General features: G+C 70.5%; 25 protein-coding genes and 1 pseudogene. 15 read left to right on the top strand and 11 right to left on the bottom strand.

What is annotated here, in order from left to right:
- Positions 1-243: 243 nt before the first annotated feature.
- Positions 244-1590 (top strand): 6-phospho-beta-glucosidase, encoded by a 1347-nt coding sequence (locus G3I54_RS09760; RefSeq protein ID WP_164613118.1) that lies wholly within the window; start codon positions 244-246, stop codon positions 1588-1590.
- Positions 1591-1682: 92 nt separating this feature from the next.
- On the opposite strand, the gene G3I54_RS09755 is transcribed toward G3I54_RS09760, so the two are convergent.
- Entirely contained in the window at positions 1683-2120 is a 438-nt protein-coding gene (locus G3I54_RS09755) for a hypothetical protein (protein WP_164613116.1), read from the bottom strand.
- The gene (locus tag G3I54_RS09750) at positions 2114-2590 is read right to left on the bottom strand and encodes an ATP-binding protein (protein ID WP_164613114.1); all 477 of its coding nucleotides are present in this window, start codon (positions 2588-2590) and stop codon (positions 2114-2116) included. The genes G3I54_RS09755 and G3I54_RS09750 overlap by 7 nt, the downstream gene beginning before the upstream one ends.
- A gap of 207 nt (positions 2591-2797) precedes the next feature.
- On the opposite strand from G3I54_RS09750, the gene G3I54_RS09745 reads away from it, so the two are divergent.
- From G3I54_RS09745 to G3I54_RS09735, 3 genes are read left to right on the top strand one after another with little or no spacing between them, the layout of a single operon-like run.
- Complete coding sequence (locus G3I54_RS09745; protein WP_164613112.1) at positions 2798-3658, top strand: helix-turn-helix transcriptional regulator; 861 nt, start codon at positions 2798-2800, stop codon at positions 3656-3658.
- Positions 3658-3894, top strand: a complete 237-nt coding sequence (locus G3I54_RS09740) for a DUF397 domain-containing protein (protein ID WP_010058136.1) — start codon at positions 3658-3660, stop codon at positions 3892-3894. Before G3I54_RS09745 ends, G3I54_RS09740 begins: the two co-directional genes overlap by 1 nt.
- 59 nt (positions 3895-3953) lie before the next feature.
- Complete coding sequence (locus tag G3I54_RS09735; protein WP_164613110.1) at positions 3954-4763, top strand: SAM-dependent methyltransferase; 810 nt, start codon at positions 3954-3956, stop codon at positions 4761-4763.
- 12 nt (positions 4764-4775) lie between these two features.
- On the opposite strand, the gene G3I54_RS09730 is transcribed toward G3I54_RS09735, so the two are convergent.
- A complete protein-coding gene (locus tag G3I54_RS09730; RefSeq protein ID WP_164613108.1) occupies positions 4776-5003 on the bottom strand; it encodes a hypothetical protein in 228 nt (75 codons plus the stop codon).
- 44 nt (positions 5004-5047) lie between these two features.
- Between G3I54_RS09730 and G3I54_RS09725 the strand changes: the two genes are divergently transcribed.
- A complete protein-coding gene (locus G3I54_RS09725) occupies positions 5048-5482 on the top strand; it encodes a YchJ family metal-binding protein (protein ID WP_164613106.1) in 435 nt (144 codons plus the stop codon).
- A 117-nt stretch (positions 5483-5599) separates the two neighbouring features.
- Positions 5600-5947, top strand: a pseudogene (locus G3I54_RS39385) (GNAT family N-acetyltransferase); the annotation flags it as partial.
- A gap of 225 nt (positions 5948-6172) precedes the next feature.
- Here G3I54_RS39385 and G3I54_RS09715 read toward each other — a convergent pair.
- The 8 genes from G3I54_RS09715 to G3I54_RS09680 all read right to left on the bottom strand — a co-directional run bounded on the left by G3I54_RS09715 (position 6173) and on the right by G3I54_RS09680 (position 13972).
- Positions 6173-8266: an MDR family MFS transporter gene (locus G3I54_RS09715; RefSeq protein WP_164613104.1), complete on the bottom strand. Its 2094-nt coding sequence runs from the start codon at positions 8264-8266 to the stop codon at positions 6173-6175.
- 57 nt (positions 8267-8323) lie between these two features.
- A complete protein-coding gene (locus tag G3I54_RS09710) occupies positions 8324-9178 on the bottom strand; it encodes a hypothetical protein (protein WP_164613102.1) in 855 nt (284 codons plus the stop codon).
- Between the two features lie 136 nt (positions 9179-9314).
- Positions 9315-9491 carry a hypothetical protein gene (locus G3I54_RS09705; RefSeq protein WP_164613048.1) on the bottom strand — a complete coding sequence of 59 codons (177 nt, stop codon included), beginning with the start codon at positions 9489-9491 and terminating at the stop codon, positions 9315-9317.
- 344 nt (positions 9492-9835) lie between these two features.
- Positions 9836-10360: an excalibur calcium-binding domain-containing protein gene (locus tag G3I54_RS09700; protein ID WP_164613100.1), complete on the bottom strand. Its 525-nt coding sequence runs from the start codon at positions 10358-10360 to the stop codon at positions 9836-9838.
- Positions 10361-10494: 134 nt separating this feature from the next.
- A complete protein-coding gene (locus G3I54_RS09695) occupies positions 10495-11709 on the bottom strand; it encodes an acyl-CoA dehydrogenase family protein (RefSeq protein ID WP_164613098.1) in 1215 nt (404 codons plus the stop codon).
- Positions 11710-11713: 4 nt separating this feature from the next.
- Positions 11714-12187, bottom strand: coding sequence for an SCP2 sterol-binding domain-containing protein (locus G3I54_RS09690; protein WP_164613096.1), 474 nt, complete (start codon positions 12185-12187; stop codon positions 11714-11716).
- A 105-nt stretch (positions 12188-12292) separates the two neighbouring features.
- A complete protein-coding gene (locus G3I54_RS09685; RefSeq protein ID WP_030076261.1) occupies positions 12293-12556 on the bottom strand; it encodes a hypothetical protein in 264 nt (87 codons plus the stop codon).
- Between the two features lie 201 nt (positions 12557-12757).
- Positions 12758-13972, bottom strand: coding sequence for a helix-turn-helix domain-containing protein (locus G3I54_RS09680; RefSeq protein ID WP_164613094.1), 1215 nt, complete (start codon positions 13970-13972; stop codon positions 12758-12760).
- An 811-nt stretch (positions 13973-14783) separates the two neighbouring features.
- On the opposite strand from G3I54_RS09680, the gene G3I54_RS09675 reads away from it, so the two are divergent.
- From G3I54_RS09675 to G3I54_RS09635, 9 genes are all read left to right on the top strand, one after another.
- Positions 14784-15719 (top strand): hypothetical protein, encoded by a 936-nt coding sequence (locus tag G3I54_RS09675; protein ID WP_164613092.1) that lies wholly within the window; start codon positions 14784-14786, stop codon positions 15717-15719.
- 165 nt (positions 15720-15884) lie between these two features.
- Positions 15885-16541, top strand: a complete 657-nt coding sequence (locus G3I54_RS09670) for a hypothetical protein (protein WP_164613090.1) — start codon at positions 15885-15887, stop codon at positions 16539-16541.
- 481 nt (positions 16542-17022) lie between these two features.
- Complete coding sequence (locus tag G3I54_RS09665) at positions 17023-18513, top strand: DUF6801 domain-containing protein (RefSeq protein ID WP_164613088.1); 1491 nt, start codon at positions 17023-17025, stop codon at positions 18511-18513.
- A 471-nt stretch (positions 18514-18984) separates the two neighbouring features.
- A complete protein-coding gene (locus tag G3I54_RS09660; RefSeq protein WP_164613086.1) occupies positions 18985-19971 on the top strand; it encodes an ATP-binding cassette domain-containing protein in 987 nt (328 codons plus the stop codon).
- The gene (locus G3I54_RS09655) at positions 19968-20849 is read left to right on the top strand and encodes an ABC transporter permease (protein WP_164613084.1); all 882 of its coding nucleotides are present in this window, start codon (positions 19968-19970) and stop codon (positions 20847-20849) included. Before G3I54_RS09660 ends, G3I54_RS09655 begins: the two co-directional genes overlap by 4 nt.
- Before the next feature lie 3 nt (positions 20850-20852).
- The gene (locus tag G3I54_RS09650; protein WP_164613082.1) at positions 20853-21656 is read left to right on the top strand and encodes an ABC transporter permease; all 804 of its coding nucleotides are present in this window, start codon (positions 20853-20855) and stop codon (positions 21654-21656) included.
- On the top strand, positions 21656-22957 hold the full coding sequence (locus tag G3I54_RS09645) for an MCE family protein (RefSeq protein WP_164613080.1): 1302 nt from the start codon (positions 21656-21658) through the stop codon (positions 22955-22957). Before G3I54_RS09650 ends, G3I54_RS09645 begins: the two co-directional genes overlap by 1 nt.
- Positions 22954-23985, top strand: coding sequence for an MCE family protein (locus G3I54_RS09640; protein WP_164613078.1), 1032 nt, complete (start codon positions 22954-22956; stop codon positions 23983-23985). The genes G3I54_RS09645 and G3I54_RS09640 overlap by 4 nt, the downstream gene beginning before the upstream one ends.
- The gene (locus G3I54_RS09635; RefSeq protein ID WP_164613075.1) at positions 23982-25001 is read left to right on the top strand and encodes an MCE family protein; all 1020 of its coding nucleotides are present in this window, start codon (positions 23982-23984) and stop codon (positions 24999-25001) included. The genes G3I54_RS09640 and G3I54_RS09635 overlap by 4 nt, the downstream gene beginning before the upstream one ends.

Raw genomic sequence — 25001 nt, 5'->3', positions numbered from 1 at the left:
GGTGGCGACGATCCCGCAGCAGCGCCGCCCGGCCGCCCCCGCCCGGCTCTGGCAGGCGGTCGCCCGCTGGTGGAGCGGCTACTGACATACCGTCGCCCCGTCCGGCCGCGGCGGCCCCGGATCACGCCCACGGGCCCGGGGCCGCCGCGTCGTACGCCCGGACCGGCGCGGGCGGCGGGAGTCCCGGACCTGCCCGCGCGGCCCCCACCGGACGGCCCCGGCCTGCCCGTACCATCGAGCAGCGTGAAGCTGACAATTCTTGGCGGTGGCGGATTCCGGGTGCCTCTGGTGTACGGGGCCCTCCTCGGCGATCACGCCGAGGGCCGCGTCTCCCGGGTCACGCTGTACGACACCGACGCCGACCGGCTCACCGCCGTCGCCCGCGTCCTCGCGGAACAGGGGCGGGGCATCGCGGACGCCCCCGCCGTCGTCGCCACCACGGAGCTCGACGAGGCACTGCGCGGAGCCGACTTCGTCTTCTCCGCCATCCGCGTCGGCGGACTGGCCGGACGCGCCGCCGACGAACGGGTGGCCCTCGACGAAGGCGTGCTCGGCCAGGAGACCGTCGGCGCCGGAGGCATCGCGTACGGGCTGCGCACCGTCCCCGTCGCCCTCGACCTCGCCCGGCGCATCGCCCGCCTCGCCCCGCAGGCCTGGGTCATCAACTTCACCAATCCGGCGGGCCTGGTCACCGAGGCCATGTCCCGGCACCTCGGTGACCGGGTCATCGGGATCTGCGACTCGCCGGTCGGCCTCGGGCGGCGCATCGCCCGGGTCCTGGGCGCCGACCCCGACCGGGCGTGGATCGACTACGCCGGGCTCAACCACCTCGGCTGGGTGCGCGGGCTGTACGTGGACGGGCGGGACGAACTGCCCCGGCTGCTCGCCGACCCGAAACTGCTCGACTCCTTCGAGGAGGGCCGGCTCTTCGGCGCGGAACTGCTCCGTTCGCTGGGCGCGATCCCCAACGAGTACCTGCACTACTACTACTTCAACCGGGAAGCCGTACGCGCCTACCAGGAGGCCGAACGGACCCGGGGCGCCTTCCTCCGGGACCAGCAGGAGGGCTTCTACGCCCGGATGCGGGAGCCCGGCACCCCCGCGCTGGCCACCTGGGACCGCACCCGCGCCGAACGGGAGGCGACGTACATGGCGGAGAACCGCGAGGTCGCCGGGGCGGGGGAGCGGGCGGAGAGCGACCTGGAGTCGGGCGGCTACGAACAGGTCGCGCTCGCCCTGATGCGGGCGGTCGCCCGCAACGAACGCACCTCGCTGATCCTCAACGTCCGCAACCGCACCGCCCTTTCGGTCCTGGACACGGACGCCGTCGTCGAGCTGCCCTGCCTCGTGGACGCCAACGGGGCCCATCCGGTGGCCGTCTCGCCCCTCCCGTACCACGCCGTCGGTCTCGTCACCGCGGTGAAGGCCGTGGAGCGGGCGGTGCTGGCGGCGGCGGAGAGCGGATCCCGCGCGGCGGCCGTGCAGGCGTTCGCGCTGCACCCGCTGGTGGACTCCGTGGCGGTGGCCCGGCGGCTGCTCGACCGGTACACCGAGGCGCACCCGGGGCTCGCGTACCTGGACCGGCCCTGACCACCGGGGGCGCACGACGGAACGGGACGGGCCCGACCTGACCGGGCCCGGCTCGTTCCGTCGTGCGCCCGCCGCCGGGCACGACGTACGTACTACGGAGCGGACACGACGCTTCGCGTACCGGCCGTCGCCCAGCTCGGGGCCACCCCGGTCACCTGGCAGACCATCAGGAAGAGCGGAATGGGCGGGGTGTACGGAGTGAGACCGTCCGGTGAGTGGATCAACCGGGGCCGACCGCCGGGCACGTCCGCGTCCCGTGCGTACGTCACCTGATCGGGCCAGTCGAGATCCAGGTCGGAGCCGGCCGGGACGATCCACCACCAGCGGTCCGCGTCGGCGAAGACGCATCCGGTGCGCGGCAGATGGGACATGAGGCGGAAGCCGTGCCGGGCGGGCACCCCGACCGCGTCGCAGCCCAGGCTGGCCGACATCGAGGCGGGCAGGGCCAGCCGCACCCGGCCGCCGCGGGGCTGCTCGGGCGTCCGGGCCCGGTGCGCCGCGCGCAGCCGGGACAGCGCGTTCTTCAGCATGGCCGCTCCGTGCCGGACAGCTGCTCGGCGCCGTGCGGCAGCTCCGCCCAGACGATGCGCCCGGAGGCGTTCCCGGCGTCGTGCGAACCCCAGGCGCTGCTCATCGCGTCGACGAGGAGCAGGCCACGGCCGTGCTCGTCGTCGGAGGACCGGCGCAGCCGCGGGCCACCGGGCTGGTGCCCCTGGTCCTGCACGGCTATCCGCAGTCGTCTGCCGAAGCGGCTCAGCTCGCACACCACCCGGGTGCTCGCGGTGTGCACGACCGCGTTGGTCACCAGCTCCGAGACGATGAGGACGGCGGCGTCGCAGGCGTCGCGGCCCAGCTTCCAGGCGTCCAGCCGTGCTCGCGTCAGCTCGCGCGCGCCGGCCACCGACTCGGGGTGCGCGGGCAGCGCGAAGCAGTAACGGAGGGCCTCCGTCCCGGGGCTGAGGTCCATGAGCCGGGGGATGAGCGCACTGCCAGGTGCCACGACCGATTCCTCACAGTGGGGGCTGCGTCACGCTTCGTTCCCCGGATGCTCGGGGGCGGGCATGACTGAGCGAACTGGTTCGGGAGTCAACTCTCCCCCTGACGATGACACTTGGCAAGGGGCACTCTGAAATTTCCAGAGTGACTGTGTCGTTGGGGGCGCACGCATGGCACACTGCTCGCAAAACAGCGCATGGGGAGGTCTGAAGTGAGCGAACCGCGGTCCGCCCCGACCGTGGGCCAGGTCGTTCTCGGCAAGCGCCTGCAGGATCTGCGTGAGCGTGTCGGCCTGACCCGTGACCAGGCGGCGAAGGTGCTCAGGGTCGCCCCGGCGACGATACGCAGAATGGAGACGGCCGAGGTCGGGCTGAAGATCCCCTACGTCCAGTCGCTGCTGAAGGCGTACGGCGTCGCCGAGCACGAGGCCGACGCCTTCGTCGAGCTGGCGGAGGAGGCGAACAAGCCGGGCTGGTGGCAGCGTTTCCACGACGTCCTGCCCGACTGGTTCAGCATGTACGTCAGCCTGGAGGGCGCGGCGAGCCTGTTGCGTATGTACGAGCCGCACTTCGTGCCAGGACTGCTCCAGACCGAGGACTACGCGCGCTCCGTGATGCGGACCGGAGCGGTCGGCCAGACCCGCCCCGAGGACATCGAGCGCCATGTGGCGCTGCGTATGGAACGCCAGTCCCTGCTGGCCAAGGACGACGCCCCCAAGCTGTGGGCGATCATGGACGAGACCGTCCTGCGGCGGCCCGTCGGCGGCTCGCAGGTGATGCGCGGGCAGATCGACAGGCTGCTCGAGGCCACGGAGCTTCCCCACGTCACGCTACAGATCGCGGAGTTCGCCACCGGCCACCACCCGGGAACCTATGGACCGTTCGTCCTCTTCCGGTTCGCCGTCCCCGAACTCCCCGACATGGTCTACAGCGAGTACCTGACCGGAGCCGTCTACTTCGACGCCCGCCCCGAGGTGGCCTCCTACCTCGAAGTCATGGACCGCATGGCGGCTCAGGCCGCGACTGCACAACGCACGAAGGAAATCCTCCGGGACTTCCGCAAGGAGCTGTGATGAACCACATATACAACGGCATGCCGGCCGGTGACCTCGGCTCCGAAGGCTGGTACAAGCCGTGGAGCGGTGGGAACGGCGGCAACTGCATCGAGGCCATGAAACTCGCCGACGGGCGGGTGGCCGTACGCCAGTCGGCCGACCCGGACGGCCCCGCCCTCATTTACTCCAACGGCGAGATCGCCGCGTTCATCCAAGGCGCCAAGGCCGGCCAGGCGGACTTCCTCCTCACCTGACGTCGCACCCCCTGCACCGCACCCCGACTCTGTACGGACCCTCGACCACGGAGCGCGCCATGACCGGGCAAGAATCCCACTCCATCGAGATCGACACCAGCACGCCGCATCCGGCCCGGATGTACGACTGGTTCCTCGGCGGCAAGGACAACTACCCGGTCGACGAACAGATGGCGCGTCAGCTGCTCGCGCTCGACGCACGGGGCCGTGACATGGCGCGGGTCAACCGGGCGTTCATGCACCGGGCCACCCGCTGGCTCGCCGAGAGCGGTGTGCGTCAGTTCCTGGACATCGGCACCGGCATACCCACCGAGCCGAACCTCCACCAGATCGCCCAGCAGGCCGCCCCGGACGCCCGCGTCGTCTACTGCGACAACGACCCGATCGTGCTCGCCCACGCGGCGGCCCTGCTCCGCTCCACGCCCGAGGGCGCCACGGAGTACATCCAGGCCGACGCCCGCAGGCCCGAGACGATCCTGGCGCAGGCCGGCGAGGTCCTGGACTTCGACCGGCCGATCGCCCTGTCGCTGCTGGCCCTGCTGCACTTCATCGACGACGAGGACGGCGCGGCCGAACTGGTCGACAAGCTGGTCGGGCAGCTTCCCTCCGGCAGCTATCTGGTGCTCTCGCACACCACCGGCGACTTCAACCCGGAGGGCGCCGCGCAGGCGCGGGCCATGTACAAGGCGCGCGGAATGACGCTGCGACCCCGCAGCCGCGCCGAACTCACCGCCTTCTTCGACGGTCTCGAACTGGTCGAGCCGGGCGTCACGCTCTCCGCCGAGTGGCATCCGGAGCTCGGCGAGGCCATCGACGTCCCGGGCGACGAGCCGATCCCCGGCTACGCGGGCGTCGCGCGCAAGCCCTGAGCCGATCCGCGCTCAGGTGCCGAGCGCGTGGCCCGCGGTGACGTCCACATGTCCGGGCACCGCGTCGTGCGCATCCTCGTGCACATGCCAGACATGCTCGTCGGCCACCTTGGCCACGCGTACGTCGTGGTCGTTGACCCGGGGCACGATGCGCGGACTCCACAGTGCGTCGAAGGAGGCCAGGGCGGTGGTCAGCGGAATCGGTTCGGTGGCGGGCTGCGCCGCCTTCTCGTTGCTCATGGGGTCCATCCTGGGCACCGGCCCCCACCCGTCACAATGGACCCATGTCACGACGCACCTCCCGGTCCCGGGGCCCCGCCGCCCCGCGGATCACCGCCGCCTCCCCGTGCCCCTGCGGCCTGCCCGCCGGATACGGGGAGTGCTGCGGCCGCTTCCACTCCGGCAGCGCCGCCGCGCCGACCTGCGAGGCCCTGATGCGCAGCCGGTACGCGGCCTTCGTCGTCCAGGACGCGGCGTACCTGCTGCGCACCTGGCACCCCGAGACCCGGCCGCCCGGCGTCGACTTCGATCCGTCGATGCGCTGGGTCCGCCTGGAGATCCTGGACACCACCGAGGGCAGCGCCTTCCACTCCACCGGTACGGTCACCTTCCGCGCCCACTACACCGACGACGGGCGCCCCTACTCCCTCCACGAGAAGAGCCGTTTCGCCCGCCTCGAAGGGGCCTGGGTCTACACGACGGCCGTCTTCGTCGACTGAGGAGGCCGGCCACGAGAATCCGTTTCCCGGCGGACCGAGCGCGACCGTACGATCCGCGCATGAACGAGGGCGAGGCAGCGACGCCGTACGCCGGGCGGGAACGATTCTGGCGGGGCCGTGACGTCGTGTTCACCCCGGTCGAGCCGGAGGGACGCCGAACTGCTCCACCACTGGCGCGCCGACCCGGTGGCCACCCATGAGATCGGCGTCTGGCCCGGCTCGCTGCGCGAACTCCGCGAACGCGTCGAGGCCAACGTCGAGAACCGCGACCGCGACGACTTCCTCGTCCTCCTGGAGGACGGCACCCCGGTCGGTCACATCGCCCTCATCGGGGAGGACTTCGCCGACGGCACCGCCGAGGCCTACCTCCTGCTCGCCCCCGAACACCGCCGCCAGGGTCTTGGTGCCGACGCGCTCGCCGCCCTCGCCGACCTGGCCTTCGGCGAGCTGCCCCTGCACCGGATCGAGGCCGTCACCCACACGAGCAACGCCGCGGCCCTCGCCACGCTGAGCGGAGCCGGCTTCGTGCAGGAGGGCGTACGCCGGTCCTCGTGCCTGCACCGCGGCCGCCGCTACGACAACGCGATCCTCGGCCTGCTCCGCGAGGAGTGGGAGGCGCTGGCCCGCCCCCGGTCCTGGGAACAACTGAGGAAGGCGCTCCGCCCGTACGGGCCCGGGGCCCGGGGATGCTCAGGCCGGGGCCCCCACCCGCGTCGAGCCGCCCGGTCCGGCCGCGGGCGACAGCTCCTGGGCCAGGTCCTCCGCCAGCAGCCGCTTGGCGATCATGTCCACGGTGGCCCGGAGCTGACGGTCGTCGGGGCGTGCGCCGTCCTCGGCCAGGCGGTCGTTGAGCCAGCGGCCCCAGGCGTCGGAGATCACCGCCGCCTCGCGCCGGCCCGCCGCCGTGTGCGAGAAGATCCGGCCGTCGCCCGTCAGATAGCCCTCCTCGATCATCCGGTCGAAGACGGGCACCAGCACTTCCGGCGGGATGCGGTGCCGGGCGGCGATCAGACCGAGGCCCGCGTGGCCGACCATCCTGGTGAACAGGTCCACCTGCATCACCGCCCAGGCGCCCGCCATGTCGAGCCGGGTGTCGCACTCGGCGGTGATCCGCCGGGCGGTCTCCGGGCCCGCGCCGTGCAGGATCGTGGCCACCGAGTATTCGAGGAGCTTCGCCGAGTCCCCGCTGCCCGGCTGGGCGAAGCCCTCGCCCATGTCCGTCGACCCGAGCCGGGCCGAGTCCCGCAGCTTCACCTCCTTCAGGAACAGCGCGACGACGAAGCCGATCAGCGCGACGGGCACCGTCCACAGGAACACCGTGTGCAGCGTGTCCGCGTAGGCCAGCGCCAGCGGCTCCGACTGGGCGGCGGGCAGCGCGTGCAGGGCCTGCGGGCTCTGCGAGGCATTGGCCAGGACCGCGGGATCGCCGCCCGCGGCCACCGCCTGCGCCACCCCGTCGGTGAGGTTCGGCTTGAGCGCGTTGGCGTAGATGGTGCCGAACACGGCCGTGCCGAAGGCGCTGCCCAGCGTACGGAAGAAGGTCACGCCCGAGGTGGCCGTGCCCAGGTCCTCGTAGTCGACGGTGTTCTGCACGGCGATCGTCAGCACCTGCATGGCCAGACCGATGCCGAGCCCCAGCACCACCATGTAGAGGGACTCCAGCCAGACGCCGGTCCCGGGCCCCATCCGGGACAGGAGGAACAGCCCGGCCGCCATGACCAGCGTCCCCACGATCGGGAACACCCGGTAGCGGCCCGTCTTGCTGACCACGTTGCCGCTGAAGATCGAGGCGGCCAGCAGACCGACGACCAGCGGCAGCGTCCGCACCCCCGAGAGCGTCGCCGAGTCGCCGTCCACGTACTGGAGGTACGTCGGCAGGAAGATCATCGAGCCGAGCATCGCGAAACCCACGATGAAGCTGAGGATCGAGCAGACGGTGAACACCGGGTTCCGGAACAGCCGCATCGGCAGCATCGGTTCCTTCGCCCGTGTCTCCACCCGGCAGAACAGCGCCAGGGCGATCAGCCCGCCGGCGAACAGCCCGATGATCATGGGCGAGCCCCAGGCGTACTCGTTCCCGCCCCAGCTCGTCGCCAGGATCAACGCGCTCGCCCCGACGGTGACCAGCGCGATTCCGGCGTAGTCGATGACCGGCCGGCCCGCGGCCTTCACCGACGGGATGTTCCGGGCGGCGGCGATCACCACCACGATGGCGATCGGCACATTGACGTAGAACGCCCAACGCCAGGTCAGATGGTCGGTGAAGAGCCCGCCGAGCAGCGGCCCGATCACGGTCGAGATGCCGAAGACCGCTCCGATCGCGCCCTGGTACTTGCCTCGTTCGCGCAGCGGGATCACATCCGCGATCAGCGCCATCGAGGTGACCATGAGGCCGCCCGCGCCGATGCCCTGCATACCGCGCCAGATGATCAGCAGCAGCATGTCCGAGGCGAGGCCGCACAGGAACGATCCGGTGATGAAGATGATCGCCGAGACCTGGAAGACCAGCTTCCGCCCGAACAGGTCGCCGAACTTGCCGACCAGGACGGTGGCCACCGTCTCGGCCAGCAGATAGGCGGTGACCACCCACGACATGTGGGCGGCGCCGCCCAGGTCGGAGACGATCGTCGGCAGGGCCGTGCCCACGATCGTCTGGTCCAGTGCGGCGAGCAGCATGCCGAGCACGATCGTGGCGAAGACGATGTTGCGCCGCCGCCGGTCGAGGACGGGCGGCGGCGCGGCGGCACTCTGCACGGCGGGGGCTTGCTCGCTGGCAGTGGTCACCTCTGCACCCTCACACCGGCCCACCGCCCCCGCATGCGGGAGCGGGCCGGACGGGGGTCAGCGGGGCAGCGAGGCCAGTGACCTCTTCAGCCGCGCCACGAACGCCTCCCGGACGTCCTCGCCGACCCGGTCGAGCGACAGATACGGATTCAGGTCCTCCAGCTCCACGAGGAGCAGATCACCGCCCGAGGCCCGGCAGGCGTCGACCCGCTGGATCCCGTGCGTGAGGGAGTTCCAGTCGATGAAGCGCCGGGCGAACTCCAGGTCCTCCGCGCTCGCCGCGTACGGCTCCAGCACCCAGCGCCGCTCCGGGTCCGGGGCGTACAGCGCGTACTGGAAATCGTGGTCGACGAAGTAGAAGGACACCTCGTGGCGGAAGCCGATCCGCGGCTGTACGAGCAGGGAGCCCTCGGCCGCCCGCTCCAGCTCGGCCCGCGCCTCCGCCGCCGTGACGAACCGCAGCCCGACCGAGTCCGCCCCCAGCTTCGGCTTCACCACGTACCGGGGGACGTCGGGCAGCTCCGGCAGATCCGCCGCCCGGTCCACCGTGGGGATGACCGGGAGGCCGGCCCGGCTCATCTCGACGAGGTACTCCTTGCCCGCCATGTCGCCGCGCCCGCCCAGCGGGTTGTAGACCGGCGTCCGCAGCTCCCGGGCCCGCGCGCAGAACGCGTCGTACGCCTCCCGGTAGTGCAGCACCGGCCCGCTGTTGCGGATCAGCACGGTGTCGAAGCCCGCAAGCAGCGCGGCCGCGTCCCGCGGGTGGCACAGCGCCACGTCGAACGTCTCGCGCAGCCGGGAGCCGAGGTAGATGTCCTCGTCGCAGTAGCGGCGGCCGCGCGCCTCGTACGCGAGATCGGTGACGAGCAGGAGCGACGGGCGGCGGGCGCCGGCGGGTGACGCGGCGGTCATGAGGTTCTCCCGGGGTCAGGACGCGGACGGACGCTCACTATCGCCGACACCCCGGCCGGGCCGCGCGGAGGGGGCGGTTCCCGTCGCGCCGGAGCCGTCACCCGCTCCCGGCGCACTCGCCGCCGTACCCGTACGGTCAGCCGGCTTCGGTGGATCCGCCCCGCACGGCCGCCACCCACTCGACGAGAAGCCGCTCGTACTCCCGGCGGCCCTCCGGCGACACCACACCGCCGTCGGCGACCAGCGCACGGATCTCCGCGTTCAGTTCAACCATCGGGCGGGCAGGCGTCGGCTCGGTCGAAGTGGAGGTCATGTGAAGAGGCTAGTGGCACGGAGCCGGTCCGGGTGCCGATAAATCGTGTGGAACCCGCCACGCGGAACGCGCGGCCCGGCCTGGCGCCCGCGTCGGCGCGCCGCCCTCCCGCGCCGCGGGCGTCTCCACATCGTCGTCACGCATCGCCATGACCGGGCGCCCCGGACCCTGTTGCCGCACGTCGACGGCGTGTGACGGGCTGTCGGCGCTGTCCCGTGCGCGTCCCGGCGCGCTCGGTGACGACCTCTGCCGCCGGGGCCGGATGCCGAAGTCCGGGCTTCGGTTCCGGTGTCGTCGTACGGGTCAGGGCGACGAGAATCACATATGCCGACGTCCTGCTCCCCCTATTCGCAGCCCACTCCATCGCCGTCACGGTCCAGGTGCGGCCCGTACCCGGGCTGCCCGGACCGGATGGGCGCGACACCGGCGGCACGCACCGCATCGCAGTTCTTGTAGTACGCCGACGTGCTGTCCGAGCCCTCACCGCTGCCGGAGGTGTCGTCCCGGGCGGCGGGCTTCTTCGCGGGCTCCGGCTCCGGGGGAGCGGCGGTGACCGTGACCCGCACCTTCTTGACCTTCGTGACGGTCGGGGCCGGTTCCGGGGTCGCGGTCACCGTGACCGTCGCCGTCTCCGTGACCGTGACGGTCGGGCCGGGTTTCGCCTTCGCCGCGACGGTGCGCACTTCTTGCGGCTGTTCACCGGTGGTGCCGATCCCGACGCCGAGCACGAACAACGCACCGGCCGCCGGGAGTACGACACGCTTGCGCGCCCACCGCGGTCCGCCCGCCGGAGGCGGCTGCGGCGTGAAGCCGTCGCCCTGGCCCCAGCCGGGCTGACGCGACGGGTGCTGCGGACTGTTCCACTCCATGGTCCCCCCAGGGTGCTGTGTGGAAGCCCGACCGTAGCGACCCGACCGGGACCGGGGGAGCGACTTGTTCCGTTGGTGATGGAGTTGTGATGAAACAGCGAGGGAAGGGTGCGCCGACGGATCGGACCCCGGCCTCAGCGGATGTGCCGACCCGAGATCGCCCGCGCGATCACCAGCCGCTGGATCTCGCTCGTCCCCTCGAAGATGGTGTAGATCTTGGCGTCGCGGTACATCCGCTCCACCGGATGCTCCCGGCTGTAGCCCGCGCCGCCGAGGATCTGGACCGCCTTCTCCGTTGCCGCGACCGCGAGTTCACCGGCCCGCAGCTTCGACATGGAGCCCTGGCCCGCGTCGAAGGCGCGGTCGTTGCGGGCCATCCAGGCGGCCTGCCAGATCAGCAGCCGTACGGCTTCGATCTCCGTACGGATATCGGCCAGGGCGAAGGCGATCGACTGGTTCTCGATGATCGGCCGGCCGAACGCCTCGCGCTCACCGGCGTATTCCAGGGCGCATTCGTAGGCGGCCCGCGCGATGCCGAGCGCTTGTGCGGCGACGGTGGGGCGGCTGACCTCGAACGTCGCCATGGCGGCCTGGCCCTTGGCGGTGCCGCCCTCGCGGGCCCTGGCGAGGCGGGCGTCCAGCTTCTCCTTGCCGCCGAGCAGACAGTGGCCCGGCACGGTGACCTCGTCGAGGAAGAGATCCGCCGTGTGCGAGGCGCGCAGGCCGAGCTTCTTGACCGTGCGGCCCGCCGTCAGGCCCTTCGTGCCGGGCGGCACGATGAACGCGGCCTGGCCGCGGGAGCCGAGCGACGGATCGACCGAGGCGACGACGACATGGACCTCGGCGATGCCGCCGTTGGTGATCCACGCCTTCTGACCGGATATCACCCACTCATCGCTCGCCTCGACGTAGCGCGCCTTCGTCGTCATCGCGGAGACGTCGGATCCGGCTCCCGGTTCGGAGACGCAGAAGGCGGCGACCTTCGGATCGTCCTCGTCGCCGTAGCACTGCGGTACCCACTCGGCGAGTTGGTCCGGGGTGCCGGAGGCGAAGATTCCGGCGACCGCGAGCGAGGTGCCGAACAGGGCCATGCCGATGCCCGCGTCGCCCCAGAACAGCTCCTCGTTGGCGATCTGGAGGGACAGCCCGGTCGGGTCCCCGTACAGGTCGGCGAGCGATTCGAAACCGTACAGACCGATCCGGGCGGCCTCCTGGATCACCGGCCAGGGGGTCTCCTCCCGGGCGTCCCACTCGGCGGCGGCCGGGCGGACCACCTGGGCGGCGAAGCCGTGCACCCAGTTACGGAGGTCCTGCTGCTCCTCGGTCAGGGCCAGGGAGAAGATGCTCATGCCCTCACGCCTTCGGGATGTCGAAGTAGCGGGTCAGGCCGGAGGCGAGACCGACATCGCCGGCCACCTTCAGCTTGCGCGTCATGAACATCGTGACCGGATTGCCGTTGCCGGAGGCGAGCTTGAGGAACTCGGCGTCGCCCATCACCAGCGTGGTGCGGGGTTCGGCCTCGGACCGGCCGGAGGTGACCCGGCAGACGCCGTCGGCTATCGCGGTCTCGTAGACCGCGTCGTCCTCGCCGGTGATCTTCCAGCGGATCAGTGCGGTGAGGCCACCGGCCGCGTCGGGCCGGAACTGCTGCCGCATCCGGCCGAAGACCTCGCCGAGTATCCGGGAGCGCAGCTCGCCCCGCATGATCTCGGCGAGCTGCTTGGCGGACAGTCCCTTGACGATCCGTGCGAACTCCTCGGGCGCCACCGCCGCGAAGTCGAGCCCGGCCAGATCGTCGGTGAGGTTGCCGCTGCTGGTTCCGTCCACGCCCATTCCTTACTCCGGAGTAAACTTACTTTTGAGTAAGGTAAGGGGAGTGGCGGCGGGTCGCAAGACCGGTCCGCCGCCGGGGCGCTCGACGGGGATGCGGGGTCAGAAGGGCGAGCCGGGCAGTACCGCCAGTCGCGGATGGTGCGCGGCCAGCACCTTGTTGGCGCGGGCCAGGTCGGACAGGGCCTGCTCCCGGTCGGCCTGGTCCTCGACGCCGAGCCGGGGGCCGCGGAACCTGCGGACCTCGCGGGCCGCGCAGTCGGCGTCGAACTCCGCCTGGAGGATGTGCGGCGGAATGCACGAACCGATCAGCGCGGCGACCCGGTCCGGGATCGGCACGGGGACGAGGAGGTGCGAGGCGGTCATGGGGCTTTCCCTCTCGGATGGTTGGCCAGGAGGCGGTGCACGGGGCCTGTCGCCTGATGGGCGCCAGGTTCCTTCCTGTGTACGGGACGCGGTTCCGGGTTTCTCGTCGGATACGTCTCCGTGTCGCAACCGTTTGGGACTGACCGTCTATTTCGCCTTACGCGCCGGTAAGTTGACCCGGCGCGCCGAACGTGATCCGGATCAGGGGGATGTGCCGGTGGCGCGGGAGCGCAGGCGCAGTGCCCGTAACACCGCCTCGGTGGCGAAACGGCTCTCGGGATCGACGAGTTGGTCACCGAAAATGGTCTCCAGGCTCCGCATGCGGTAGCGCACGGTCTGCGGGTGGACATCCAGCAGCGCGCCCATCTGCGCCGCCGTGCCCCGGGTGTCGAGCCAGATCCGCAGCGTCTCGACCAGCCGGTCGCGGCGGGTGGCGCTGATCCCCGCGACGGCGGCCAACTCCCGCTGGGCGAGCTGGTCCAGCAGGGCGGGGTCGGACAGCAGCCACAGGGTGGTGAGGTGGTCCTCGCAGCGGATCAGCGGGGCGTCGTCGATCACGCCGGAGTCGACGAGCTCCAGGACCCGGCGGGCCCAGCGGATCGACTCGCAGGCCAGCGCGGTGGGCACGGTCAGTCCGATCGCCGCGCGGCCGGCCGGCAGTGCCTGTTCCAGCATGGATCTTCGTGCGTCGTCCAGCGCTCCCGGGACGAGCAGGTGCGGCTGCGGGGCGCTGAGGTCGACGAGCAGGTCACGGTCCGCGCTGAGCCGGTCCAGCTCCGCCGGGGCGCGGACGGCGATCAGGGTGACCTCCTCCGGCAGCGGCCAGCCCACCTGCTCGCACAGATCCGCGATGGCGCTGCCGGGGGCCGGGCGCCCGGCGAGGATGAGGTGGAGCAGCCGGCGGCGCAGCGCCTCGCTGTGCTCGCCCGACTGGGACTGCACCTCCAGGAAGCCTTCGCGGGAAAGCGATTCCAGTTCGTCGACGTAGGCGAAGAGCGCGTCGGCGAAGCTCAGCATCAACGTGGGGGAGAGGTGGTAGCTCTGCCCGACCTTCTTGGCCCGCCGCAACGCCACCCGCGCGCCCAGCCGGTAGGCCCCCTGGAGGGTGTCCATGCTCCGGCCCTCGTACGCCTCGAACCGTCCGAAGCGCCGGCACATGTCGTCCCGGAGCGTGGTGGGGGAGGAGGGCTCGGCCACCAGATCGACGAAGGAGGCGAGGCTCTGCTCCACGCCCACCCGGATGGCCTGCCCGTTCGGCCCGTCGAGCAGTCGGGCGTATTCCGGATAGGCCCGGGTGACCTCGACACCGATTTCCTTGATGAGGCTGGGCAGTTCGGGCCGCATGATCGCCGCGAATTCCTGGGGAAGCGGCCCCAGCGGGTCCTCGGTGTCCAACGGCTGTATGAGATGTGCCATGACATGTCCCCTTGCTCTCGGCGCCCGGTGGTGGGGTGAGGCGGTGGGGGGAAAGCGCTCCCACGAACCGACAGGTGCGTACCAAGTTCGCGACGAAGATAGACCAAGGAACAGGCACTGCACACCACTTGGACAAGATCGAAGTGCAGGGGGCACACATCCTGGCCGCACTGTGCGACTTCCGTGCAGGTCGGGCGGTACTGCGCGCTTTCGGACAATGAATTTCGGCCGCCTGCTCCGGTGATGACAACAAAGCCGTTCCATGGCGGCCGAGTTGTTCCCGGCCCGGTGTGCATCGCGTCGGCCGGCCCCTGCGGTGGTCGCGCGCACAGGCGGCTCACCATGCGGAACGCGGGTGAACTGACCCTCCTGGACAGGTATTTCCGGCCGCATGGCCGATTCGCAGGCCGTACGTGAGGGAACGGAGGCGGGACTTCCGCGGCCCTCCGCCCCGGCCGTTCCAGGTGCGCGCGACGCGCGGGGTTCCGGCCGCCCGCGCGTAATTCCACGCCCCCGGGTGCGCATTCCTTGATAAGAGCACGGCACTCCGATGCTCATTTCCGGATCAAAAAGAGTGCGCCGCAAAGAATCTTAGACGGACGGATTGTGTCGCCCTGTTTCCCGCGAGTAACATCACGCCTCGATCAATTCGGTCAAGAAATCTGCCCGAAATTTGATGCTCCGATCCTCCGCCCCCGGGCCCACCCGAGGCACCATCACCGTCGACGTTCGTCGCGGTGCGGGCATGCGTTGCAGAACCGGTCAACTTCGTGCACGAGGCCGCGCCACGGCGGCCGACAGAGGGGACGACATGAGATCCGTTTCCAATCGAACCCGCGTAGGCCTGCTCGCGGCATTCACGGCGTTCAGCGCTCTGCTCTCCACCGGATCGGCCACCGCCGCCACCCAGCTCAACGGCGACTGGGCGCCCTTCGACCGCTGCCCGGTCGACGCGCCCGCCATGCTGGCCGCGGACGGCATCAACACCATCGCCACCTGCATAGCGTCGAGCTCGGCCACCGGATCCATCACGCTCGGCAAGACCGAGGTGGCCACCGGCCGGACCGATCTACAGCTCGGAGTCGTCCAGCGGGCCGACGGCACCGCCACGCTGGTGGCCCCGCCCGAGGGCGCGCTGACCGCGGACCCGGCGCAGATCCCGGGCGGGCTGCTCGGGCTGATGTGCCCCAGCGGAATTCCCCTCGTATCAGCAATCTGCCGCCAGCTCACCGACAACAATCTCAACCGTGTGACAGCCACCATCGAACCGGCCGGAGCGCCGCGCGACTTCAATATGAGCGCCGCCTTCTCCACCGGTGAGCCCATTCTCACCATCCCGGTCCGCATCCACCTCAAGAATCCGTTCCTGGGTGACAAGTGCTACATCGGGACCACCGCGAATCCGGTGCTCCTGAAGCCGCAGAACGTGACGGCTCCGACCCTCTCGCTCCAGCGGTTCTCGGCCGACGGAACCCCGAACGACGACGAGGGCGAGATGGGGCGCTACACCTTCGACGGCGCCGACCAGGGCGACGCGGCCTTCGCCGTGCCGGGGGCCGGCGGCTGTGGCGCCGGGCTGCTGGACTGGGCGGTGAACCTCAAGACCGGTCTGCCGTCCGCCGCCGGGAAGAACAGCGTGACCCTGGACGCCACCACGACGTACTTCGGCAGCCCCTACGACCCCGCCGGCCTCGCGCCGGACGAGGGCCGCAAGCTGTCGGAATTCTGGCACTCCGCGAAGCGGTAGGCCCTCACCCCCCGCTACGAGGAGGTGATGCGAAAGCCGCCCTCACGTCCAGCCCCGTGAACCCCCGAGTGTGCCGCACCGTCCGGCACGGCGAGCAACAGCGCACGCACCTCTCCAGTCACGTTCAGCCGAATCCCCAACGGGACGAGAAAAGGGAGTACCCCCATGTTCAAGCGAACCGGTGTCCTGACCGCGATCGGTGCCGCCGCGGCATCCGTCGTCCTGGCCGCCCCCTCGGCCGTCGCCGCGCCGACCAGCTGGACGATCAGCCCGACCGGCGCCTTCAACGGCAGTGCCGGAGTGACCGTCCTGACCGACAACAACGGCAACAAGATCCAGTGTGCGACCTCCGCCGCCTCGGGCTCGGCGCCGACCTCCCCGGTCGCCGGCAGCCCGGCCAAGCTCGCGTCCATCTCGGCGATCTCGTTCAACTCGCCGTGCACCGGGCCGTTCAGCTCCACCTGGACGGTGGCCACCACGCCGCCGTGGGAGATCTGGGGCCTGGACTACGCGGCGGGCGCCGGCACCAACTCCACGGGCCAGACGACCGGTGAGATCAGAGCGATCAAGGCGAAGGTGACCGGGAGCAGCATCCTTGGCCCCTGCACCTTCGACGTGACCGGCAAGGTCGCGGCCAAGTACAACAACCCGAGCGCGGGCGGCAGCAACGGCACGCTCAACACCGCGGGCGGCGGGCTCACCCTGGCCATCGCCAACAAGGTCGGCGGCGGCTGCGGCATCGTCGGCACCACCGCCAGCTTCCAGGGCCTCTACACCATCGTGAACGCGGCATCGGGCCAGTCCCCGGTCATCAGCGGGTGACCCACCGCCGATGACGTCCCGTACCTGAGCGTCGTGCCCGGCCGTCCGCACCCGACGGCCGGGCACGACAGCGGCCGGGTACGGCTGTGTCCGGGCACGACCGCGGCCGGGCGGCGACCGGCCGGGCGCGCCGCTCTTTTCGCGCACCCGCGGACAAGGGCGCGACGGCGGATTGTCATCGGCTGCCAAACTCCGCGGGCCGGTGATCCGATCGGCGACCCGGCCCTTCCCAGGCGTCGTCGGCGTGCGTACCGTACCCGTCGGTAGGGGGCTCCGAAGCCCGGCCGACCCCGGCCGACGTACGGCAGAACCCGCTCGGCGTACGGCCGCACCCGCCCGAGCCACAGCCGAACCGAACCCCGCCCGATGTCCGTTCGCGGTCCGCCCGGCCTCCGCCCGCGAGGCCGTCGCCGGGAAGCGGACCCGCTGTCCGCAGCCACCCCACCCTCTGGGCCCACGCGCGCCGGAAGGACACATCCGTATGACCGTCGATGCACGCGCCGCAGCGAGACGACCGATCCACTGGGCCGTGGGCGGGGCGCTCGTCGTCGCCACCGCGCTCGTTCCCAGCGCCGAATCGGCCGCCGCGGAACAGAAGTCGGAGGTCGCCCTCCGCTACGCCTGCCCGTTCCCCTCCGGGCCCGAGGAGGTGGACGTCGTCGTCTCGGCGGTGCTCCCGACCTCGGTCCGCACGGGCGAGGAGATCCGCCCCGGCCAGGTCTCGGTGGACGTCACCCTGCCGCAGACGGCGCTCGCCCGGTTCCGCGACCTCGACACCGGGACGCTGTCGGCCGTCGCACGGCTCACCGTCCGCAACACCGTCGGCGACCGGTCCGCCGACGCCTCCTGGCAGGACCTGGCCGCCCCGCCCGTGCCGCTGCCCGACGAGGGCGACCTGGCCCTGACCGCCACCGGGGACGTGCCGACGGTCTCCTTCGGCAGCCCCGGACGCGCGACGCTGGCCCCCGACGCGCTCGCCCTCGCGCTCTCCTCCCGTACGGCCGACGGCGAACCGACCACGCCCCCGGGTCTCGACGTCGCCTGCGAACCGGTCCCGGGCCAGGAGCCCGAACTGGCCGCGATCACGGTCCGCGGCGACACCGACCCCACCGCCCCCGCTCCCCGCCCCGGGGAGAGCGACCCCGCACCGGAGCCGAAGCCCACCCGGCCGGACGAGGGGCTGCCCCCCACCGCACGGGAGAAGATCGACGCCCTCACCGACGAACGGCTCGAAGCCCTCGCCGACGACGATCCGGGCAGCTGCCCGATCGAGATCCCGCCCGAGTGGGTGATGACCACCGCCGAGACCTACGCGGCCGGCTACGCCAACGCCGCCAAGCTGGACGGCGCGGCGGCGCTGGGGCCCGCCTTCATGAAGGTGGTGCTCAACAAGCGCTACATCAACGACTCCTGCGCCTCGACCGTCGACGTCTCCTCGGAGGTGGACTTCGACTACGAGGGCCGCCGCCAACTCCCGCCGACGAAGGCCACGTTCCTCAGCTACGGATTCATGCCGACGACCGCGACCATGACACTGGAGCAGGTCGGCCCCCCGGCCGCGATCCACACGCACACGGTCACCAACACGCCGACCTACCCGGAGGAGACGACCGTCACGGCCCAGCTCGTCATGCGGCTCTCCGATGTGAAGGTGAACGGGGTGCCCCTGGACGTGGGCCCCGACTGCCGCACGGAACGCCCCTTCGAGCAGGTGCTGCGGGGATACGGCCAGAGCTATCCGCCGGCCGGCTATCTCGTGGCGTTCGGGGGCACCCTGACCGGGTACGCCCATATCCCGCCGTTCGAGGGCTGCGGTGTGGGCGAGGACCTCGACCCGATCTTCACCTCGGCCATCTCCAGCCCGGGCAAGAAGGCGGACAACTACACCAAGATGACGCAGGCGCCCCTGTGCGTGGCGACGAACCCGGAAGGGCCGGACTGCCCGCCGAGGGTGCCCGACCCCGAGCGGTGATCCGAACACCTCCCAGCCCTTCCGGTTCCACGGGACCGGAAGGGCTCTTTTTCATGCCCGTCGGGCCGGTCGGCCGACCATGCGTTTCCTCATCATCCGACAGGTTTGACGGGCGGATTGCTCACCCGGCAACAATCCTTCGCTCCACATGAATTCTCGCCGAGGAAAATCTGTACCCAGTATTGCGAAGTCAGGTTACCGGCCCGTAGCGTCCCAGACGTGCCGATCGGGAACGCCCGGGTGCTTGCGCAGATTTCGACAAGGTCGGGGACCGGCTTTGTCACCGAATGACAAGTGATCCATTCTCAGCACCGCGTTCGTCGATCTCCGCTGTTCAACGGCTTGCCCTGGCGGTTTCGGCGGACATAACGTGCGCCCCCCCCGGTGCATGTGTGACGAGCCGCCATCGCTTTTCTCAGAGCCGGAGCGCTTAACGATGAACACGTTCACCGCCACCTGGAGGGAGGGCCGATGGGAATCGAAGTAGTCGTCGAGGGCCTGACGAAGTCCTTCGGCAAGCAGAACATCTGGCAGGACGTCAGCCTCACCCTGCCCGCCGGTGAAGTGAGTGTCATGCTCGGTCCTTCCGGAACCGGAAAGACCGTTTTCCTGAAATCCATCATCGGGCTTCTGAAGCCCGAACAGGGACGCGTCCTCATTAACGGCGTCGACATGGTGAACAGCTCCGAGCGCGACATCATGGAGACCCGGAAGCTCTTCGGCCTCATGTTCCAGGACGGGGCTCTTTTCGGCTCGATGTCGCTCTTCGACAACATCGCCTTCCCGCTGCGCGAGCACACCCGCAAGAAAGAATCCGAGATCCGCCGCATCGTCATGGAGCGGATCGACATCGTCGGGCTCCTCGGCGCCGAGGGCAAACTGCCGGGCGAGATATCCGGCGGTATGCGCAAGCGGGCCGGCCTCGCCCGCGCCCTGGTCCTGGACCCGCAGATCATCCTCTGCGACGAGCCGGACTCCGGCCTCGACCCGGTCCGCACCGCCTACCTCTCGCAGCTCCTCATCGACCTCAACGCGCAGATCGACGCGACGATGCTCATCGTCACCCACAACCTCGACATCGCGGCCACCGTCCCCGACAACATGGGCATGCTGTTCTGCCGCAACCTCGTCACCTTCGGCCCGCGCGAGGTACTGCTCACCAGCGACACCCCGGTCGTCTCGCAGTTCCTCGCCGGACGCCGCGAAGGACCCATCGGCATGTCCGAGGAGAAGGACGCCGCCACCCTCGCCGCCGAGCAGCTGGGCGGCACCGGCCCGCTGCCCACCGGGCCCCGCACCGTCGTCCCCCAGCTGGAGCCCTCGCCCGGGATGCCCGTACGCCAGGGCGCGCTGCGCCGCCGGGAGCGGGTCATGTCGATGATGGGCCAGCTGCCGGAGGCCGCCCGTACGGCGATCCTCAACAGCTACGCCCCGGCCGCGGGAGGTGCGCGCGCGTGACCGCCCCGATGCCGGTGCGGCCGCCCGAGCCGCCCGAGAAACCTCCGCCCGCCGCCTCCGGGAATGCCTCCGGGGAGACCCCCGGGAAGGCCCCCGAGCAGCGCCGGCCCTCCCGGCTGCTCGCGCCGCTCCGCGAGACCGGGAAGCTGTTCGCGCTCGCCGTCGCGGTGGCCCGGGCCATCTTCCGCCGGCCTTTCCAGGTACGGGAGTTCATCGAGCAGTTCTGGTTCGTCGCGAGCGTCACGATCCTGCCCGCAGCCCTCGTCTCCATCCCGTTCGGCGCGGTCATCGCCCTCCAGGTCGGCTCCCTCACCCAGCAGCTCGGCGCCCAGTCCTTCACCGGCGGCGCCAGCGTCCTCGCGGTCATCCAGCAGGCGAGCCCGATCATCGTGGCGCTGCTGATCTCCGGCGCCGCCGGATCCGCGATCTGCGCCGACCTCGGCTCGCGCAAGATCCGCGAGGAACTGGACGCGATGGAGGTCATGGGCGTCTCGCCCATCCAACGCCTCGTCGTTCCGCGGGTGTTGGCCACCATGCTCGTCGCCGTCCTGCTCAACGGGCTGATCTCGGTGGTCGGCACGCTCGGCGGCTACTTCTTCAACGTGATCATGCAGGACGGCACCCCGGGCGCGTACCTCGCGAGCTTCTCCGCCCTCGCCCAGCTGCCCGACCTCTACATCAGCGAGTTCAAGGCGCTCATCTTCGGCTTCATCGCGGGCATCGTCGCCGCCTACCGCGGCCTCAACCCGCGCGGCGGCCCCAAGGGCGTCGGCGACGCGGTCAACCAGTCCGTCGTCATCACCTTCATGCTGCTGTTCTTCGTGAACATGGTCCTCACGGCGATCTACCTCCAGATCGTCCCCGCGAAGGGGAGCTGACCGATGGCGATGCTCAGCTGGCTCGACCGATCCGGCGACCAACTCACCTTCTACGTCAAGGCGCTCGTCTGGATCCCGCGCACCCTGCGCCGCTATCTGCGCGAGGTGCAGCGGCTGCTGGCCGAGGTCGCCTTCGGCAGCGGCGGACTAGGCGTCATCGGCGGCACCATCGGCGTGATGGTCGCCATGACCCTGTTCACCGGCACGGTCGTCGGACTCCAGGGGTACGCGGCCCTCAACCAGATCGGCACCTCGGCGTTCACCGGCTTCATCTCCGCCTACTTCAACACCCGGGAGATCGCCCCGCTGGTCGCCGGCCTCGCCCTCTCCGCCACCGTCGGCGCCGGCTTCACCGCGCAGCTCGGCGCGATGCGGATCAACGAGGAGGTCGACGCCCTGGAAGCGATGGGCGTGCGGTCCATGCCCTATCTCGTCACCACCCGGATCATCGCCGGAGTCGTCGCGATCATCCCGCTGTACGCGATCGGGCTGCTCTCCTCGTACGTCGCCTCCCGCTACATCACCATCTTCTTCAACGGGCAGTCGGCGGGCACCTACGACCACTACTTCAATCTCTTCCTCTCCCCGCAGGACGTACTGCTGTCGGTGCTGAAGGTGCTGATCTTCAGCGTGCTGGTGATCCTCGCCCACTGCTACTACGGCTTCCACACCACCGGCGGACCGGCCGGCGTGGGCGTGGCGGTCGGCCGGTCGGTGCGTAACGCCATCGTCCTGATCAGCGTCACCGACTTCTTCCTCTCGCTCGCCATCTGGGGCGCCACGACGACGGTGAAGGTGGCCGGCTGATGCGTACCTCCAGCACCCGCACGGTCCGCCGACGCCTGGCCGGAGTCACCTTCCTGCTGGTGCCCGCCGTCCTGGTGTGGGTCTCGGTCTCCGTGTACGACAAGGACTTCACCGACGACGCCACCGTCACCGTCCGCACCGGATCGGTCGGCAACGAGATGCACGACAACGCCGATGTGAAACTGCGCGGCGTCGTCATCGGGCAGGTCCGCTCCATCGCCACCGACGGCGAGGGCGCCCGTCTCACCCTGGCCATCGACCGGGACCAGCTCGGGCGGATACCCGCCGACGTCACCGCCCAGATGCTGCCCACCACCCTCTTCGGCGCACGGTTCGTCGCGCTCGTACCGCCCCGCATTCCCACGGGCGGAGTCCTGCGGGCCGGGGCCGTCATCCCGCAGGACCGCTCCAGCAACGCCATCGAGCTGGAACAGGTCCTGGACAACGTCCTGCCGCTGCTGACCGCCGTGAAGCCCGAGAAGCTCTCCGCCACGCTCAACGCCGTCTCCCAGGCGCTGGAGGGCCGCGGTGAACGCCTCGGCGAGACTCTGACCACGCTGGACGGCCACCTGAAGAAGTTCAACCCGCAACTCCCCACCCTCAACGCCGACATCAAGGAACTCGTCAAGGTGAGCACGCTGTACGCGGACGCCGCCCCCGACGTCCTCGACGCGCTGACCGACGCCACGGTCACCAGCTCCACCCTCGCCGACCAGGAGGCCCGGCTCGCCGGCCTCTACGGCACCACCACGGCCGCCGCGCAGGACGTCACCTCCTTCCTGCGGGAGAACAAGGACAACCTCATCCGGCTCTCCGCATCCAGCAGGCCCTCCCTCGAACTCCTCGCCGAATACGCCGAGTCGTTCCCCTGCACCCTGCGCACCATGGCCGGTTTCGTGCCCGCCATGGACAAGGCCCTCGGTAAGGGAACCGACCAGCCGGGACTGCATGTGTCGGTCAAGGCCGTTCCCTCCAAGGGCAAATACGTCCCCGGCAGGGACACCCCGGTCTACGACGCCACCGGTGGACCGCACTGCTACTCGGTGCCGTACGTCGGCAAGCACGCCCCGACCGCCGACACCCGCCGGGCCACCGACGTCACCGCACCACCGCCCGACACCCCCGACGGCGGCGGCGAGGGCACGGACACCGCGCTAGGCCTGCCCAACTCGCCCCAGGAGTCCCGGCTCGTCAACGAACTGGTCGCGCCCTCGCTGAAGGTCCGGCCGGGAGACCTCGCCGACTGGAGCAGCGTGCTCATCGGTCCGGCCTTCCGCGGTGCGGAGGTGAAGCTCAAGTGAAACGCCGCTCGCTCGCCGGACCGATCACCAAGTCCCTCGTCTTCATCGTGGTCACCGTGCTGGCCACCACCGTCCTCGGACTCTCCATCGCCAACACGGGCGTCGGCGACACCACCACGTACAAGGCGCGGTTCACCGACGCCACCGGGCTGATCCCCGGCGACAGCGTCCGGATCGCCGGAGTGAAGGTCGGCCAGGTCGAATCCGTGCGGGTCGCCGACCGACGCGTCGCCGAGGTCGCCTTCGCCGTACGCAAAGGACGCACCCTCCCCGCCTCGGTGACGGCGTCCATCAAATACCTCAACATGGTCGGCCAGCGGTACGTCGACCTCGACCAGGGGGCAGGACCCGTCGGCCGGGCCTTCGCGCCCGGGGACACCATCCCGCTCTCCCGCACCACCCCGGCGCTCGACCTCACCCAGCTCTTCAACGGCTTCCAGCCCCTGTTCGAAGGGCTCTCGCCGCCCGACGTCAACCAGCTCGCCGGCTCCATCGTCCAGGTCCTCCAGGGCGAGGGCGGCACCGTCGACAGCATCCTGCGGCACGTCGGCTCGCTGACCACCACCGTCGCCGCGAAGGACAAGGTGATCGGCGAGGTGATCAAGAACCTCAACACGGTGCTCAAGACGGTCAACGACCGGGAGGCGGGCTTCGACGATCTCGTCGTCACCCTCCAGAAGCTCGTCACCGGCTTCTCCGGCGACCGCAAACCGCTCGGCGAGGCCATCACCGCGATGGGCGCGCTCACCACCGTCACCGCCGACCTCTTCCAGGACGGCAGAAAGCCGCTCAAGGACGACATCCGGCAACTCGGTCGACTCAGCGGCCAGTTGGAGAAGGGCACCCCGCAGATCGAGAACTTCCTCCAGAAGACCCCGGCCAAGATGGCGGCCATCACCCGGCTGACGTCCTACGGATCGTGGCTCAACCTCTACCTCTGCGAAGCGAAGGTCAGCGGCGTCACCCACGACGACGGCAGCACGCCGCCCACCGGCATCGCGATCACCCAACCGAGGTGCCTGGCATGAGAATCACCCCCATCCGGGAACGGAACCCGGTCGCCGTCGCCGTCGTCGGGCTCCTCGTCCTGGCGCTGGTCGGCCTCGCCGCCTGGCGCGCCGACTCGCTGCCCTTCCTCGACAGCGGCACCTCCTACAGCGCCGACTTCAGCGAATCCGCCGGACTCGCCGACGGCGACGAGGTACGGATCGCCGGAGTGAAGGTCGGCGAGGTCACCGGCGTCTCCCTCGACGGCGCGAAGGTCCGCGTCGATTTCCGGGTGAAGAACGCCTGGATCGGCGATTCCTCCACCGTGGGCATCGCCGTCAAGACCCTGCTCGGCGAGAAGTACCTCGCCGTCGACCCCCTCGGCGACGCCCCGCAGGACCCCGGCTCCCGCATCACCGCGAGCCGCACCACCTCCCCGTACGACGTCACCCAGGCGTTCAACGGGCTCGGGGAGACCATCGGCGAGATCGACACCGAGCAGCTCGCCAAGAGCTTCGAGGCGATCTCCGCCACCTTCAAGGACTCCCCGCCCCACGTCCGCAGCGCCGCCGACGGGCTCTCCGCCCTCTCCCGTACGGTCTCCGAACGCGACGCCCAGCTCGCCACCCTGCTCCGCAGCAGCAAGCAGCTCACCAGGACGCTCGCCGGAAAGAAGAGCAGCTTCGAAACGCTCCTGGAGGACGGCAACCTGCTCCTCGGCGAGATCCAGGCCCGCCGCGACTCCATCCACCTCCTGCTCACCGGCACCCGCGACCTCGGCACCCAGCTCGCCGGACTCGTCAAGGACAACGACAAACAGCTCGGGCCGACCCTGGACTCCCTCGGCCGGGTCACCGCCGTGCTGGTGAAGAACCGCAAGAGCCTGGACAAGGTCCTCGCCGCCACCGGCTCCTACAGCCGGCTCGTCGGCAATACCCTCGGCAGCGGGCGCTGGTTCGACAACTACGTCTGCGGCGTCGTGCCCAAGAACTACCTCCCCGCCGGCACACCTCCGGCGACCGGATGCATGCCACCCCGGCAGCAAGGGGGCCGCTGA

This window comes from Streptomyces sp. SID14515 (assembly GCF_010548505.1).
Classification (GTDB): domain Bacteria; phylum Actinomycetota; class Actinomycetes; order Streptomycetales; family Streptomycetaceae; genus Streptomyces; species Streptomyces caviscabies.
This window is presented reverse-complemented; position numbering and strand designations above follow the sequence as displayed.

Coding starts and splice junctions, on each gene's coding strand:
- G3I54_RS09755 (WP_164613116.1), bottom strand. CDS start 2,120: ATGCTGAAGAACGCGCTGTCCCGGCTGCGCGCGGCGCACCGGGCCCGG.
- G3I54_RS09740 (WP_010058136.1), top strand. CDS start 3,658: ATGAACCACATATACAACGGCATGCCGGCCGGTGACCTCGGCTCCGAA.
- G3I54_RS09735 (WP_164613110.1), top strand. CDS start 3,954: ATGACCGGGCAAGAATCCCACTCCATCGAGATCGACACCAGCACGCCG.
- G3I54_RS09730 (WP_164613108.1), bottom strand. CDS start 5,003: ATGAGCAACGAGAAGGCGGCGCAGCCCGCCACCGAACCGATTCCGCTG.
- G3I54_RS09725 (WP_164613106.1), top strand. CDS start 5,048: ATGTCACGACGCACCTCCCGGTCCCGGGGCCCCGCCGCCCCGCGGATC.
- G3I54_RS09710 (WP_164613102.1), bottom strand. CDS start 9,178: ATGACCGCCGCGTCACCCGCCGGCGCCCGCCGCCCGTCGCTCCTGCTC.
- G3I54_RS09705 (WP_164613048.1), bottom strand. CDS start 9,491: ATGACCTCCACTTCGACCGAGCCGACGCCTGCCCGCCCGATGGTTGAA.
- G3I54_RS09700 (WP_164613100.1), bottom strand. CDS start 10,360: ATGGAGTGGAACAGTCCGCAGCACCCGTCGCGTCAGCCCGGCTGGGGC.
- G3I54_RS09695 (WP_164613098.1), bottom strand. CDS start 11,709: ATGAGCATCTTCTCCCTGGCCCTGACCGAGGAGCAGCAGGACCTCCGT.
- G3I54_RS09685 (WP_030076261.1), bottom strand. CDS start 12,556: ATGACCGCCTCGCACCTCCTCGTCCCCGTGCCGATCCCGGACCGGGTC.
- G3I54_RS09680 (WP_164613094.1), bottom strand. CDS start 13,972: ATGGCACATCTCATACAGCCGTTGGACACCGAGGACCCGCTGGGGCCG.
- G3I54_RS09675 (WP_164613092.1), top strand. CDS start 14,784: ATGAGATCCGTTTCCAATCGAACCCGCGTAGGCCTGCTCGCGGCATTC.
- G3I54_RS09670 (WP_164613090.1), top strand. CDS start 15,885: ATGTTCAAGCGAACCGGTGTCCTGACCGCGATCGGTGCCGCCGCGGCA.
- G3I54_RS09665 (WP_164613088.1), top strand. CDS start 17,023: ATGACCGTCGATGCACGCGCCGCAGCGAGACGACCGATCCACTGGGCC.
- G3I54_RS09660 (WP_164613086.1), top strand. CDS start 18,985: ATGGGAATCGAAGTAGTCGTCGAGGGCCTGACGAAGTCCTTCGGCAAG.
- G3I54_RS09650 (WP_164613082.1), top strand. CDS start 20,853: ATGGCGATGCTCAGCTGGCTCGACCGATCCGGCGACCAACTCACCTTC.
- G3I54_RS09645 (WP_164613080.1), top strand. CDS start 21,656: ATGCGTACCTCCAGCACCCGCACGGTCCGCCGACGCCTGGCCGGAGTC.
- G3I54_RS09635 (WP_164613075.1), top strand. CDS start 23,982: ATGAGAATCACCCCCATCCGGGAACGGAACCCGGTCGCCGTCGCCGTC.